This is a genomic window from Clostridium sp. (assembly GCF_029258205.1).
GTDB lineage: Bacteria > Bacillota > Clostridia > Clostridiales > Clostridiaceae > Sarcina.
Genome location: NZ_JARHZJ010000052.1, coordinates 1 through 14,396 on the forward strand (window position 1 = coordinate 1; position 14,396 = coordinate 14,396).

Annotated in this window: 15 protein-coding genes and 1 riboswitch; of the genes, 11 read left to right on the forward strand and 4 right to left on the reverse strand. The window is 27.6% G+C overall.

Going from position 1 to position 14,396, the window contains the following annotated elements:
- The first annotated feature begins 332 nt into the window (after positions 1 to 332).
- From Q1J60_RS07165 to Q1J60_RS07185, 5 genes are all read left to right on the forward strand, one after another.
- On the forward strand, positions 333 to 905 hold the full coding sequence (locus tag Q1J60_RS07165; protein WP_300260156.1) for a hypothetical protein: 573 nt from the start codon (positions 333 to 335) through the stop codon (positions 903 to 905).
- Positions 906 to 1,004: 99 nt separating this feature from the next.
- Positions 1,005 to 1,775, forward strand: a complete 771-nt coding sequence (locus Q1J60_RS07170) for a prolipoprotein diacylglyceryl transferase (protein ID WP_300260159.1) — start codon at positions 1,005 to 1,007, stop codon at positions 1,773 to 1,775.
- On the forward strand, positions 1,765 to 2,604 hold the full coding sequence (locus Q1J60_RS07175; protein WP_300260161.1) for a YhfM domain-containing protein: 840 nt from the start codon (positions 1,765 to 1,767) through the stop codon (positions 2,602 to 2,604). The genes Q1J60_RS07170 and Q1J60_RS07175 overlap by 11 nt, the downstream gene beginning before the upstream one ends.
- Positions 2,605 to 2,624: 20 nt before the next feature.
- Positions 2,625 to 3,479: an Mrp/NBP35 family ATP-binding protein gene (locus Q1J60_RS07180; RefSeq protein ID WP_300260164.1), complete on the forward strand. Its 855-nt coding sequence runs from the start codon at positions 2,625 to 2,627 to the stop codon at positions 3,477 to 3,479.
- A 145-nt stretch (positions 3,480 to 3,624) separates the two neighbouring features.
- The gene (locus Q1J60_RS07185) at positions 3,625 to 3,813 is read left to right on the forward strand and encodes a ferredoxin (RefSeq protein WP_300260167.1); all 189 of its coding nucleotides are present in this window, start codon (positions 3,625 to 3,627) and stop codon (positions 3,811 to 3,813) included.
- A gap of 51 nt (positions 3,814 to 3,864) precedes the next feature.
- Here the strand turns inward: Q1J60_RS07185 and Q1J60_RS07190 are convergent, their stop codons facing one another.
- The 3 genes from Q1J60_RS07190 to Q1J60_RS07200 form a co-directional block, all read right to left on the reverse strand.
- Positions 3,865 to 4,305, reverse strand: coding sequence for a PadR family transcriptional regulator (locus Q1J60_RS07190; protein ID WP_300260170.1), 441 nt, complete (start codon positions 4,303 to 4,305; stop codon positions 3,865 to 3,867).
- A 2-nt stretch (positions 4,306 to 4,307) separates the two neighbouring features.
- Positions 4,308 to 5,153 carry a DegV family protein gene (locus Q1J60_RS07195; protein WP_300260172.1) on the reverse strand — a complete coding sequence of 282 codons (846 nt, stop codon included), beginning with the start codon at positions 5,151 to 5,153 and terminating at the stop codon, positions 4,308 to 4,310.
- A gap of 270 nt (positions 5,154 to 5,423) precedes the next feature.
- Positions 5,424 to 6,491: a DUF3048 domain-containing protein gene (locus tag Q1J60_RS07200; RefSeq protein WP_300260174.1), complete on the reverse strand. Its 1,068-nt coding sequence runs from the start codon at positions 6,489 to 6,491 to the stop codon at positions 5,424 to 5,426.
- A 259-nt stretch (positions 6,492 to 6,750) separates the two neighbouring features.
- On the opposite strand from Q1J60_RS07200, the gene Q1J60_RS07205 reads away from it, so the two are divergent.
- The 3 genes from Q1J60_RS07205 to Q1J60_RS07215 all read left to right on the forward strand — a co-directional run bounded on the left by Q1J60_RS07205 (position 6,751) and on the right by Q1J60_RS07215 (position 12,020).
- A complete protein-coding gene (locus tag Q1J60_RS07205; protein WP_300260177.1) occupies positions 6,751 to 8,868 on the forward strand; it encodes an anaerobic ribonucleoside triphosphate reductase in 2,118 nt (705 codons plus the stop codon).
- Positions 8,869 to 9,035: 167 nt separating this feature from the next.
- Positions 9,036 to 9,135, forward strand: a riboswitch (purine riboswitch).
- 118 nt (positions 9,136 to 9,253) lie between these two features.
- Positions 9,254 to 10,252, forward strand: a complete 999-nt coding sequence (gene add / locus Q1J60_RS07210; RefSeq protein WP_300260180.1) for an adenosine deaminase — start codon at positions 9,254 to 9,256, stop codon at positions 10,250 to 10,252.
- A 376-nt stretch (positions 10,253 to 10,628) separates the two neighbouring features.
- A complete protein-coding gene (locus Q1J60_RS07215; RefSeq protein WP_300260183.1) occupies positions 10,629 to 12,020 on the forward strand; it encodes an MATE family efflux transporter in 1,392 nt (463 codons plus the stop codon).
- A 56-nt stretch (positions 12,021 to 12,076) separates the two neighbouring features.
- On the opposite strand, the gene Q1J60_RS07220 is transcribed toward Q1J60_RS07215, so the two are convergent.
- On the reverse strand, positions 12,077 to 12,685 hold the full coding sequence (locus Q1J60_RS07220; protein WP_300260186.1) for an HD domain-containing protein: 609 nt from the start codon (positions 12,683 to 12,685) through the stop codon (positions 12,077 to 12,079).
- Between the two features lie 100 nt (positions 12,686 to 12,785).
- On the opposite strand from Q1J60_RS07220, the gene nrdG reads away from it, so the two are divergent.
- The 3 genes from nrdG to Q1J60_RS07235 all read left to right on the forward strand — a co-directional run.
- On the forward strand, positions 12,786 to 13,295 hold the full coding sequence (gene nrdG, locus Q1J60_RS07225) for an anaerobic ribonucleoside-triphosphate reductase activating protein (protein ID WP_300260189.1): 510 nt from the start codon (positions 12,786 to 12,788) through the stop codon (positions 13,293 to 13,295).
- A 117-nt stretch (positions 13,296 to 13,412) separates the two neighbouring features.
- A complete protein-coding gene (locus tag Q1J60_RS07230) occupies positions 13,413 to 13,964 on the forward strand; it encodes a YcxB family protein (RefSeq protein ID WP_300260192.1) in 552 nt (183 codons plus the stop codon).
- 143 nt (positions 13,965 to 14,107) lie between these two features.
- The coding region (locus tag Q1J60_RS07235; RefSeq protein WP_300260195.1) for a M17 family peptidase N-terminal domain-containing protein at positions 14,108 to 14,396 on the forward strand (289 nt) is incomplete at its 3' end.

Consider the following 14,396-nt stretch of genomic DNA (forward strand, 5'->3'; position numbering starts at 1 on the left):
ATAGTTTTTAACCCATAACATAACTCTTTTATATGATGATAAATTTAATTCTTTAGCTATTCTAGTACTTCCTAAGCCATCTTCCAAGTACATTTTTACTGCTTTTAATTTTATTTCTTTAGAATAAATTCTTTGTTTTTTCTCCATAAAAATCACCCCGTTAAGTAGATTTTACACAGTCTTTTATACCGTGTCTACTTAACGGGGTGCACCTCAAAATGATATAGCCCCTTTTATTTATGCAAGATTAATGCTCTATTTAGTAATTTTTAATTAGTTGCTGAATATATTTTAAATATAGACTTTCATAAAAGATGAAAAGAGGTGATTTTTTGAATAAAAAACAATTTGGGATAACCCTAATATTAATTTTGCTTATGATAATATTGGTAACTGGTGAAAATATATTTACTGGAAATATAAAAAAAGTGGCATTAACAAATAATAATATTGAAGGGCTAAGTACATATACCGCCCTAGATGGTCTTTTAACCTATAAGTTACCTGATAGTTGGGATGTTGAAGAAAAAAAATACCCAGGAAATTATATTATTTATGATAATAGCTTTATAAGTGACAATATGGGATTATGGGGATATGTGCAGATTTTAAATTCAAGTGATGATTTAGAAAAAATGGTTGATAAGGAAAAAGAAGTTCTAAATAAAAATAATATAAGTGACTATTTAGTATCTGATGAAAGCCTTGATGATGAATTAGTGAAAAAGGTAGTTTTCAAAGAAAAAAATGATAAAGGAATAATCTATTTTAATACTATTTATTATAAAAAGTTAGGAGAAAATAAAATCATAAAGGTGTTGTTTAGTGCAAGTGAAAATAAGCAAAAAGAAAATTATTCAATCATATATAACGCTATAATTGATAGTATAGAGCATAGTGAGTAGAAAATTTGATTTGCTTTAGTAGAAGTATTATAATTAAATTTAAAAGAGAAGCATAATATGCTTCTCTTTTAAATTTACAAATAAATATTGGAGGAGTTTATGAGGATTGTTTTAGGGGAAATCTTTGGACTTAAGATTTATAGCTATGGATTTATGATAGGATTAGGTATAATCTGTGCAACATTATTATTCTTAAAGCGAGGAACTCAAAGGGGCTATAACGAAGATAAGCTATTTAATGCTACAATCTTAACTGTTATTTCAGGTATTTTAGGAGGAAAAATACTCTACATAATAACTGAATGGAGAATGGTCATTCAAGATCCAAGCATAATATTTAGAGATTTTGGAAATGGCTTTGTAATTTATGGAGCTATAATAGGAGGAGCTTTAGGAATTACTATATTTTCTTTTAAAAATAAGTGGAATGTATTAGAAATTGCAGATTTAGTAGCTCCAGGATTAGCCTTAGCTCAAGGATTTGGAAGAATAGGATGTTTACTTGCAGGATGTTGCTATGGGGCTGAAACTACAAGTTCTATAGGAATTATTTTTCCTGCTGATTCATTAGCTCCAGCTGGGATACCATTATATCCTACACAAATCTTTTCATCAATTTTTGATTTTGTCTTAGGTTTATTTTTACTATGGTATGGAAATAAAAACAAAGAAAAAGGAAAAACTATCAGTATGTATATGATAATATACAGTATAGGTAGATTCTTTGTAGAATTTTTAAGAAATGATCCTAGAGGTAGCGTAGGATTATTATCAACATCTCAATTTATATCAATATTTATATTAATAGGTGGTATATTACTATATAATATAAATAAATTAAAAGGGAGAAAAGAAACAGGTGAAAAATAAGAAATTAATTCTAGTAATATTTTGCTTAGTTTTAGGATTAGGCATTGTTGGGTTTTCAGTTAAAGATATAAACTCAAAATTTTTGGGGAGTAATAATAATGACTTTGAATATATAAAAGAAAATAAAGTTGATAAAATAGTTATTCAAAGTACAAGAGATTCTGGTTTTAGGTTTTTAGTAAAAGAAAAGTCAGTAATAGATAATATATACAGTATGTTATCTAAAGCTGAGGTTGTTAGCAAAAAGACAGATTTACCTCCAGATTATATTTTTGAAATACATGTTGGTGATGAACAAAAAAAATTCTATTATGTAACAGGTGTAAAAAATAATGGAGAAGGTAATTTCTACGATGGAGATCACTTTTATAGAATATCTAAGAGATTAGACAACTATTTAATGCAAAATATGCAGGCAATAAGAAAACCTAGAGCTTTTGATAAAATATACTATGATTCAATACTTGAAGTGTTAAAAAAAGAAAAAGATGAATTAAACAAAGACAATGCCAAAGTTGGTATTGATATACTTGGAGATAGAGATTGTACAAAATATATGTTATCATCAGATATTGAAAATTTTGAAAAAGATGTAAAAAAAGTAGTTCCAAATGCTTCAATAATGAACCATAATAGAGATGATTTTGATATAATAGTTACTGTGAGAAATTATGGTTATACATCTACTATGTTTAGAACTGTAATAACCATTGAAAACAGATTAACTCATTCAGAAAAAAAATTATATGTAGATGGAGTTTATAAGAACTCTTGGGACATAAATGTTTATGACAATTGGAAAGATGTTCAAAAGGAATGGGATAGATAACAGAATGGAGGATTTTTCTTATGGGAAGTTGTGCAAGTTGTGCAAATAAAGACAAATGTAGTTCAGCTAGTAAAGATGGAGGATGTAGTTCATCAGTACCAGCAAAATTAGGAACTAACTATGGAAATATTAAAAATGTTATAGGTGTTATAAGTGGTAAAGGTGGAGTTGGTAAATCAACTGTTACTGGAATATTAGCTACTCAATTAGCTAAAAAAGGATATAAAGTTGGAGTGTTAGATGCAGATATAACAGGACCATCAATGCCAAGATTCTTTGGAATAAATGAAAAAAGAGCAGATATAGTTGCTGTGGATAGTGAAGGTAAGCAAGTTAAATTTGTTCCAGTAAAAACTGAGCTAGGTATAAAAGTTATATCAATGAACTTACTTATGGAAGTTGAAGATGATCCTGTAATTTGGAGAGGTCCAATGGTTACAGGAGTATTAAATCAAATGTTTAAAGATACTGATTGGGAAGAATTAGATTATTTATTAATAGATATGCCACCAGGAACAAGTGACATAACATTAACAGTAATGCAAACATTCCCTATAAAGGAATTAGTAATAGTTTCAACACCTCAAGACATGGTATCAATGATAGTTAAAAAATTAGTTACTATGGCTCATAAGATGAATGTTGAGGTAAAGGGAGTAGTTGAAAATATGGCTTACATAGAATGTGAGTGTGGTAAGAAGATGAGAGTATTTAGCAAGAAATCTTCAGAAGAGCATGCTGAATATTTAGGACTTCCTTTAATCGGAGAACTACCAATAAACTTAGACTTAACTGAAGCTTTAGAAAATGGAAAAGCTGAAGAATATGTAGCTGAAAATCCACTATATTCATTAATCTTTGAAGGGTTATATTAGTATAAATAAAAGAATGAATCAAAATAGTATAAATATTTTGATTCATTCTTTTTAATTTTTTTATTTAGCTTATTATAAAGTAATATAAACTTAAATTTAGGGAATGATAATAATGTTAAGATAAAATTTTAAGGAGGAAATAATTATGAAAGCAAATGTAGATAAAGATACATGTATTGGATGCGGATTATGTCCAACAGTAGCGCCAGAAGTTTTTGATATGGATGATGATGGAAAAGCTAATGTAATTGTTGAAGAAGTTCCTGAAAATAGTAAAGAAGCAACAAAGGAAGCAGAAGGTAGTTGTCCAGTAGCAGCTATTTCAGCTGAATAATAATTAAAATTAAAAGATTCTAAAAGATAATATAATCTTTTAGAATCTTTTTTAGTTATAAAGATGAGAATATATTATCTTAAAGACTTCCAAGGCTTCTTTTATTTTAGGTTTTAACAAATTTTTTTTTTCTTCAAATTCTTTAAAACCTTCTGGAGTTAAAGAATATACTTTTTGTGTTTTTCTTTTAGGATCATCCCAAGAACCAGTTACAAAGCCTTGTTTTTCTAATTTCTTTAGTAAGGGATATATGCCACCTGTACTAGGAAACCAAAGTCCATTAGTCTGTTCACCAATCTTTTGAGCCAAATCATTCCCGTTAGTAGGTTGAATGCTAAGAATATATAATGCATATATAGGAAGAAGTCCTTTAGTAAAGACTTGTCCTACAGCATTCTTTTCTTTCTGTACTTTTTTTAGGTTAGCTACCTGTTTCTTATACTCATCATAAAGGCGTTTTTCTTCAGCTTTTATAAATTCATCATTATACATAACTAACTTTCCTTTTGGATTGATACACCTACCATACCAGGACCAGCGTGAACTCCCATAGCAGCTCCTATATCTCTTATTTGAGATTTTAATAAGTTAGGATGAGATCTAATTGAATCAAGAACTTGATTAGCTTCTTCTTTTGCCATACCATTAAGAATAGCTATATTGCACTTACATTCATCAAGATGTCCTAAAATTATGCTAGCAAGTTTTTTCAAAGATTGTTTTCTTCCTCTTGCTTTAGAAACTGTTGTATAAGCACCATGGTCATCAACTGATATTATTGGTTTAAGATGAAGTAAATCTCCAACTGTTCCGGCAACTTTACCTATTCTTCCACCACGTCTTAAATATTCTAATGTATTAATAGTATAATATCCAGTTGTAGCTTCTCTTATGCTTGGAAGAGCTTCGATTATTTCTTCAAAGCTTTTTCCTTCATTAACAAGTTCAGATGCTTTTATAACTATAGATCCTAAAGGATAACCGATTATTTTACTATCAAATAAGTAATATTTAAAAGAATTACGTTCCTCAATAATCAATCTAGCAGCATTAAATGTACCTGATAATGAGTTAGATATAAATATACCTATTAAATGAGTATATCCTTCAGCTTCTAATTTGTCTAATACTGAATTTATATAGTCAGGACTACATAATGAAGTTGTTGGTACTTCATTGTGTAAGTTTTCATAAACATTAATTGGTTCTATATCAAAAATATCATTATATTCTCTGTCTTTATATATTATCTTTAAAGGTAATATATTTAAATTATATTCTTTTATTTCATCTATAGTTAAGTCACAAGAGCTGTCTGTTATTATAGCAATTTTTTGCACTTTATATACCCCCAATCATTTTATATTTACTAAATAAAATATAACTTATTAAAATATTTATATTTCATTTAGTAAATTCAATATGAAACTGAATAATTCAACATTTATAGTAATTAATGCGAATTGAGTTTAGCCTTAAATGAATTATATATCAATACTGATATGATTATCAATATTGATAAAGATATAAAGAGAGAATAATCTGTTAATAATATATTAAAACAGATTATTCTCTTAAAAAACGGTTTACTTATGAACTTAATTGAGAATTTAATTGAAGTATAAAGAAGAATTTTTATCTACTATATTCCAAATTGTGTTACCTCTAGATAAGTAAATTGGATTACCATCTTTTGTTTTTAATATAGTTTTACTATTAGGAGCTTCTTTTTCCCAATGAATTTTTTCCATTCTTCCATTAGAGAAAACATATCCTTCTCCAGTACCTATTAAATCAATATCTAAATGAGTATTATCAGCTTGGAGTAACATATCAGTTATTTGCACTACTATATTTTTAAATTTAAGAGGTGAATTGGTATTTTTATCTATAGCAAGTTCTTCATCCATATACTTTTCATAGAAGCCATCTACATACTTATAAGATGTTTTGTAATAGTCACTTAGGTTAAGCTTTACTTCAGATATATAGTTAGAAGAATTTAATAGAGAGTTATCTTTAAAGCTTAATATATTATTTTTAGAATACTCATATCCATTATCAGCAATGAACTTCCTTATATTATTAGCTGAAGTATAAAGATTATGAGGGGCTTTCCTTGTATTATCTCTCCAAAAAGCTGCTCCATTTTTTATTTCATTTATACTATTTAATGATTCATCACTAGAAATTGTAGCTAGTGCTTCTGCACTTCCACCACAATGTGCAAAGGGTAAGTCATGTTCTTTAGAAATATCTAAAAAATAAGGACGTACACTTCTTACTGGCCCAATAACATCAGGAGAATTTTCATAAAATACAGCTAAGAATCTAGGAATTCCTGCTTCGGCCATAGTTTCATAAACTATATCTGCTTCAGAAAGTCCACTTTGAGGACGAGCTGCTCTAGAATTTTCAATTATACATATAAAAGGAATATTATCTATTGAATTTGATTTTAAGATGTTTCCGGTGTATGGGCTAAGAGTTTCTAGAGATAAGTCATCCATCTCAAAGTCATATGGATTTTCTTCATTCCTTGTTAAATCAATTGATTCTAAATCTTTTAAGGTATCTATTTTTTCTGATGTTTTTAAAGGCATAATTAAATTTCCAAATATTAATCCAACTAATAAACTTAATATTAATTGAAAAGCAATTAATGTTATTTTATTCATTTAAATTCCTCCTATGGATTACTTTTCATATATTTATTATGTTACATTATATGGAATATTATTCATCTTATGGAGAATAGATAAATAAGTTTTTACTAATGTCAACTAAAGAAAAATTGAATATATGCTAAGAAAAAGAAGGAAAAGAGGAGATAATAAGTCTTTTTTTTAGCATAAGGATTTTTTTTAATTAGCATAACTACTGATAGTAGAGTATAATTGTTCGAGTACAAGATATAGTGGAGTGGAGGAGTTAAAAATGCTACATGTTGTGAAAAGAGATGGTAGAGAATCAAGATTTAATGCGGATAAAATAGCAAATGCAATAAAGAGAGCAGCAAATGAAGTTGGTATTGCAATAAGAGAAAGCCAAGTTTTGGATACTATACAAAAGGTAATTAATTATATAGAAATGTCAGGTAAGACAGATGTCACTGTTGAAGAAATTCAAGTTTTAGTAGAAAAAGCTTTAATGGATAATGGTTTTAATCAAGTAGCAACAGCATATAAGGCATATAGAACTGAGAGAACTAAAGTTAGAGAAATAAAATCAGACTTAATGAAAGCTATAAGCAAGATAGGAGTAGAGACAGATAGAGATAATGCTAATGTAGGAAATAACTTCTCATCAAAGCTTTTAAGAATAGCTTCAGAATCTAACAAATGGTATAACTTATCTACAATGCCTAAAGAATTAGCAAAAGCTCATGAAAATGGAGATGTGTATTATCATGATTTAGATAGTTACAACTTAACTACGAACTGTTTACACATACCAACTGGTGAATTATTACAAAGTGGGTTTAACACTGGATACGGAACTATTAATGCACCAAGAAGAATAGAGACAGCAGCAGAATTATCATGTATTTTATTACAATCAACTCAAAATGACATGTTTGGGGGACAATCACATCCAGACTTCGATAATGATATGAGTGTGTTTATAGAACCTACAAGACAAGAAATAAGAGAAGAATATATAGGATTAGGATTAGAAGGATCTAAGTTAGATGAACTAGTAGAGAAGAAATTAAGAGAAAGAGTACATCAGGCAATGCAAGGAGTTGTTTACAATCTAAACACTATGCATTCAAGAGCAGGATCTCAAGTTCCATTTAGTTCATTAAATTTAGGAATTCCATACAATGAAGATGCTGCTTTAGTTTGTGAAATATTCTTATTAGAATACGAAAAAGGATTAGGAAGAGGAGAGCAACCAATATTCCCTAATATAATCTTTAGAGTAAAAGAAGGTGTAAATAGAGAAACAGAAGATCCATATTTCTATTTATATGAGTTAGCATGTAGAGTAGCAGCTAAAAGAATGAATCCAACTTTCATGAATATCGATGCGGACTTTAATAAGGAATACTATGATAAAGGATATATGCCAGCAACTATGGGATGTAGAACTTATCTTATGAAAAATGTTAATGGTGAGCCAGGATGTAAAGGAAGAGGAAATATAGCTCCTACAACTATAAATCTTCCTAGACTTGGAATATTAGCTAAAAAAGATATTAATAAATTCTTTGAGTTATTAGATGATAGATTGAGAATAACTAAAGAATCTTTAATGCATAGATATGGAGTTCTTAAAAATTTAAGAGTTAAGGATTTACCTTTTGTAGCAGGTCAAGGATTAATGAAAGGTGCTGAGAACTTAGGACCAGATGATTCAATAGAACCAGTTTTAAAACAAGGTACTTGGGGAATTGGATTTATAGGAGTTGCAGAAGCTTTAATAGCTTTAACTGGAAAACATCATGGTGAAGATGAAACTTCAAGAGAATTAGGAATAAAAATAGTTGAAAGAATAAGAGAATATTGTGACAAACTAACTGAGGAGACTAGATTAAATTGGAGCTGTTATGCTACTCCAGCAGAAGGATTATCAGGTAAATTTATAAAACAAGATCAAAAAGCTTTTGGAATAATTAAAGGAGTAACAGATAAAGATTACTATACAAATAGTTATCATGTTCCTGTTTATTGTCCAATATCAATAAAAAATAAAATTGATATTGAAGCACCATATCATAAATTATGTAATGGTGGACATATCAGTTATATAGAAGTTGATGATTGTCCAGATGCAGAAACTATAATGAAAATAGTTAACTATGCTTACAAGCAAACTAATATAAGTTATATGGGAATTAACTTCCATATAAGATATTGTAAAAACTGTGGAACATATCTTCATAATAACGAATGTAAATGTACTAAGTGTGGAAGCCAAGATATTCAAGGAATCTCAAGGGTTACTGGATACCTAAGTCTTGATGAAAGATTTGGTCCAGGAAAATATGAAGAGAGAGAGGACAGACGTTCTCACTTAGAAGGAAATAAAAAAGCTTATCATTGTGTTTAATATTTCTAAGGAAATAATATATATAGGTTAAAGAAAATCTATGACATGTATTTTAGATATTATCTTAATTAGGTAAAATTTTAATGCATGGTCATAGATTTTTCTTTTATGTTTAAAAAATTACTTATAATTCATTATTGACTATAAATTTTTATATGGTAAAATAAATAAAAAAATAAATTTTGCTTCGTATAACTCTAATGATATGGATTAGGGGTCTCTACCAAGAACCGAGAATTCTTGATTACGAAGAAAGCAAATAAGCTTTCTTCGTAATCAAGAATTTTTTTTGAATATTTTTTAGGTTATATAAATTATTTATTTAATATTAGAAACTTTGATTTTAGTAGTAAGACAAATATTTTAATTAATGGAGGTCATATAAATGAATTTATTGAATTTACCAAAGATAGAATTACATTGTCATTTAGACGGATCGTTAAGAGTGGAGACAGCTATTGAATTAGCTAAAAAAGAAGGCGTTAAGCTAGATAGTTACGAATATTGTAATGTAAAAGAGTTACTAGTTATTCCAGAAGACTGCAATTCACTAGAGAGTTATTTAAATAGATTTGATCTTCCAGTAAGACTATTACAAAGGGCTGAAAACTTAGAAAGAGTTGCCTTTGAACTTATGGAAGATGCAAGTAAGGAAAATGTAAAATATATAGAAATAAGATTTGCTCCATTATTGCATTTAGAGAAAGGAATGACTCAAAAAGAAGTAATATCAAGTGTGATAAAAGGAATAAGAAAAGCAGAAGAGCTTTATGATATAAAGGGAAATATAATATTATCATGCTTAAGACATCATTCTATAGATAGTGTTTATGAAGTAATTGAAGAGGGAAAAAATTTTATAGGAAAAGGTGTTGTTGCTATAGACTTAGCTGGTGGTGAATTAGAAAACTTTGTGAAGCCTTATGAAGAAGTTATGAAATTAGCACGAGAGGTTGGTTTTAGAGTTACAATACATGCAGGTGAAACTGGGTATGGTAAAAATGTTAGAGATGCTATAGAGCTTCTAGGTGCTGAGAGGATAGGTCATGGACTGTTTATATTTAATGATGAAGAGGCTTATAAATTGGTAAAAGAAAAAGGAGTAACATTAGAAATGTGTCCTAAGAGTAATATAGACACAAAAGGGGTAAATAAATATGAAGAACATCCTATTTATAAATATCATAAAGATCATATAATGGTTAATCTAAGCACAGATAATAGAACTGTTTCTAATATAACTCTTACTGAAGAATTTGAAAATGTACATAAGACATTTAATATAGATTTTGAAGATTACAAAAAGATTTATTTAAATAGTATAGAAGCTTCTTTTTGTTCAGAAGAGTTAAAGGAGAAATTAAAATTATCCATAATTATATAAAATTAAAATAATCCACAGGCAAATAAACTTTAATTTCCTGTGGATTATTTTTTTATTAAAAAACTGTGGATAGTTTTTAAAAAATTATTCTGTGGATAATTTTTGAATGTATTATTGTTAGTAATTTGGTGTACTTTCACTAAAAATTTAGTGAGATGTATATTATACAATAAAATCTTGGTGAAATTCCAGTAAAAATTTGATAAATTAAAAGTTTTAAAACTAAATATTTTAAAGAAGTGTAAATAAGGGAATGATTCTCTTGACTAAGAAGTAGATTTATTAGACAATTAATAGGATTTAAAAGCAGATGGGCGGCTAAGGACTACCCATTTGCTTTTATTTTTTTACTTTTTTTAAAGGGGGATTAAATTTTATGAAAGGTTTTAAGAATAAGCAATTCTTATCTACTATGATAATGATGGCTATTCCTATAACAATTCAGAGTTTTATTACATCATCACTAAATTTAGTTGATAATTTAATGGTAGGAAAACTAGGGGAAGAGTCAATAGCTTCAGTTGGATTGGCTAACCAATATATGTTTATTTTTAACTTGTGTATTCTTGGGATAAATGCTGGAGCTAGTGTTTTTATGTCTCAGTTTTGGGGTAAGAAAGATTTGAAAAATATTAAAAAAATTTTAGGATTGGATATTTCTATTGGACTTATAGTTTCAACTCTTTTTGCTCTAGGATCTGGATTTTTGTCTTATGAAATTATGGGGATTCTTTCTAATGATTTAAATGTTATAGAATTAGGAGCTAAATATCTACAGATTGTTGCTATAAGTTGCATATTTACTAATTTTACTCAAGCTTATTCTTCAGCTTTAAGAAGTACAGAGCAACCTAGTGTTCCTATGTATGCAAGTATAGTTGGAGTTTTGATAAATGCATTTTTAAATTGGGCATTTATATTTGGAAATTTAGGATTTAAACCTATGGGAGTTAGTGGAGCAGCTTTTGCAACTACTATTGCAAGATTGGTGGAGATGATATTTATAGTGTCTTTTGTATATTTCAGCAAGAACAAAGTAGCATCAAGATTAAAGGAACTTATATCCTTTGACTTGAATTTTGTAAAAATATACTTTAGAACATCTTGGTCAGTTATATTAAATGAAATAATATGGTCTTTAGGTATGACTGCATATTCAATAGCTTATGCTAGAATAGGAACCAATGCTGTTGCTAGCATGCAGATTGCTACTACATTAAATAATATGTTTATGGTATTATTAATAGGTTTAGCTACAGCTTCGTCTATAATGATAGGAAATAAAATTGGATCAAATGAAGAAGAAGTAGCAAGAGAATATTCTAAGGATATAGCTATAATATCAGTTTTAGTAGGTTTTGTTTTAGGAATTTTAATTTGGATAACAGCACCATTAGTATTAAAGCCTTTCAATGTAAGTGAAGGAACGTATTTAGATACAGTTAAAGTTTTAAGAATAATAGGGTTATTCTTTACAATAAGAGCCTTTAATATGGTTATGATTGTTGGCGTATTTAGAGGTGGCGGAGATACTACCTATTCCATGTTAGTCCAATGTGGAACAATATGGCTTTATGCTGTACCAATAGCTTTTATTGGAGCTACAGTATTTTCTTTACCTGTATATGGAGTGTATTTCTTAATTTGTACAGAAGAATTCTTAAAGATAATCTTTGAGGTAGGAAGATTAAAATCAGGAAAATGGATAAAGAATGTTATAAGTAATATTGAAGAAGATGACTCTGATAATAATTTAATTACAGTATAAATAAAAAGGTTATATTAATAGTTTCAAAATAAGATTCTATTAATATAACCTTTTATTTAGATCACGATTTCTTTGCATGGTAAGCAAGTTTTGCTAGACATGATTTTAAGAAATTTATTGCTAGCTAAAAGATTTTTCTCTAAGTCATTATTTTTAGAACTAAGATTTCCTAGTTTATTACATAGTGATAATAAAGCAACATCATGAATATCTGCTGTATTTATTAAATCCATTATGCTATAAGAAACTCTATTAAGAATAAAGATAGGTGCTGAATGATGCTTTACTAGAGATATAATTTTTTCGTTTAAAGAATTATCGTTACTGCATTCTATAAGTAATCTTCTTGTTATTTCTCCTCCAATCCTATCATGTATTGGATTTAGTGTTTTTATTTTTCCAATATCATGGAATAAAGTTGCCCACATAAAAGCTTTTGGATTGTTGGATAAATCTTTGTATTTTGAAGCTATATCTACTACATTTAATGTATGAGTCCAAGGATTGAATTTATCAATTTGATTTTTTTTATTAAGTTGGTTGAAAATATTAAAAGAAGAATTTTTAAATGATTCTTCTTTTTTTATTTGATTTAAAAATATAGATGGTTTAACATCATTTAATAAGTGCTTTTCTATTTCTAAGAATAAGTTTTGATTAGTCATTTTGTACCCCCTAATTAAATATTTATCTTAATCATTAACAATAGTTAGTATTTTTAAACAGATAATTAAAAAAGAAACATATAAATAGGAGGAATTTTTTATGAGTAATACTATTAGATTATCAGGAATAGCTTATGAAAGTTTAGTAAATGGACCTGGAATAAGAAGAGTTTTCTTTTCACAAGGATGTAAACATAATTGTATAGGTTGTTTTAATCCAGATACTCATGATTTTAATGGTGGAGAAGAAAGAGACATAGATGAATTAATAAGAGATTTAGCAGATAATCCATTTATAGATGGAGTAACATTTAGTGGTGGAGACCCATTAGAACAAGCTAATAAGTTTATATATATTGCTAAAGGCGCAAAAGAATTAGGATTAAATATTTGGAGTTATACAGGGTATAGATTTGAATATCTATTAGAAAATGCCAATGAGTTTAACAATTGGAAAGAATATTTAGAAAACATTGATGTGTTAGTTGATGGAAGGTTTGATATAGATAAGAAAGAAGATGGATTAAAATTTAAAGGGTCTTCAAATCAGAGAATAATAGATGTTAAAGAAAGTTTAAAAAAAGGAAAAGTAATTGAACTAGAATTTTAGAATTAAGATTTTGTAAAAAACTTCAATTGTAATATGTTCATAATAGTTTATACAAAAAAGCTATGGTAAAATTATTGAAAGTAGAGATTAAATGCTTAAGGAGAGTAGAAAGCGTATATGTTAGAATTTGTTTTAAATAAAAATGAATTTGTAAAGTGTAGAAAAGATTTTATAAGCAGGGAATTTTTCTTTTGGGCCTTATTTGAGATTATAGGGGCTATATTTGTATTTGTAATGACCATGGTTTTTATTAAAGCAAGCAAAAATCTTAACAATAGTTTTTATATGGTTACGTTATTAGTATGGTTTATTTTTTCTATGGTATGTAATATTAAGAATAAAAGAATAATTGAAAGTAATATAGAAGAGAAGGTTAAATTCTTAGAAAATAAAGATATGTTTGGTAACTGTAAAATAGAGGTTATAAGCAATGGAATACGAATTAAATACAATGGAGGAGTAGCAGAAAGAATATATCCATGGAAGATTATAAGAGAGGTATTTTCTTTTAAGGGGAATATATATTTTTTTATATCTTCAATTGATTATGTTTCAATTCCAAAAGATGCTTTCAAAAATAATAAAGAGCGTATTTCTTTTTTAAATAAGATAAGTAGTGACAGAAATAATGTTAGAGAACGTATATTATCTATTATTGGATTAGCATAAGCTTAACTTTTTAGTTAAGCTTTTTATATTTTGTTTGGTAATATAGGTTACATACTTTTTTATAATTTAGGTATATAGTATAAATAGATTATTAAAGGTAAATATGATATATTAATTATAAAAATTTAAAGAGGTGAAAATAAATGTATAATTTTTTAGTGAAAAAATCAAAGTGTATAGATACAGATGCATTATTAATCCCATATTTTGAAGAAAAAACGAATATACCTAATGAAGAAATAAACAATAAGATAGATATACTTAAGAAAAAAAAACAATTTAAAGGTGCTTATGGAGAAATATTCAATATAACTAGAGCAACTGAGAATAATATACAAGATATTATATTACTAGGTCTTGGAAAAGAAAAAGAGATAACTAAAGAAAAAATTAGAAGAGTTTTTGGTAAGGCAGTAAATGAGATTAAGAGAT

What these genes read in the sequence shown, in the direction of transcription:
- Q1J60_RS07170 (WP_300260159.1), top strand. Translation starts at nt 1,005, where the DNA reads ATGAGGATTGTTTTAGGGGAAATCTTTGGACTTAAGATTTATAGCTAT.
- Q1J60_RS07220 (WP_300260186.1), bottom strand. Translation starts at nt 12,685, where the DNA reads ATGACTAATCAAAACTTATTCTTAGAAATAGAAAAGCACTTATTAAAT.
- add (WP_300260180.1), top strand. Translation starts at nt 9,254, where the DNA reads ATGAATTTATTGAATTTACCAAAGATAGAATTACATTGTCATTTAGAC.
- Q1J60_RS07185 (WP_300260167.1), top strand. Translation starts at nt 3,625, where the DNA reads ATGAAAGCAAATGTAGATAAAGATACATGTATTGGATGCGGATTATGT.
- nrdG (WP_300260189.1), top strand. Translation starts at nt 12,786, where the DNA reads ATGAGTAATACTATTAGATTATCAGGAATAGCTTATGAAAGTTTAGTA.
- Q1J60_RS07230 (WP_300260192.1), top strand. Translation starts at nt 13,413, where the DNA reads ATGTTAGAATTTGTTTTAAATAAAAATGAATTTGTAAAGTGTAGAAAA.
- Q1J60_RS07215 (WP_300260183.1), top strand. Translation starts at nt 10,629, where the DNA reads ATGAAAGGTTTTAAGAATAAGCAATTCTTATCTACTATGATAATGATG.
- Q1J60_RS07205 (WP_300260177.1), top strand. Translation starts at nt 6,751, where the DNA reads ATGCTACATGTTGTGAAAAGAGATGGTAGAGAATCAAGATTTAATGCG.
- Q1J60_RS07200 (WP_300260174.1), bottom strand. Translation starts at nt 6,491, where the DNA reads ATGAATAAAATAACATTAATTGCTTTTCAATTAATATTAAGTTTATTA.
- Q1J60_RS07190 (WP_300260170.1), bottom strand. Translation starts at nt 4,305, where the DNA reads ATGTATAATGATGAATTTATAAAAGCTGAAGAAAAACGCCTTTATGAT.
- Q1J60_RS07180 (WP_300260164.1), top strand. Translation starts at nt 2,625, where the DNA reads ATGGGAAGTTGTGCAAGTTGTGCAAATAAAGACAAATGTAGTTCAGCT.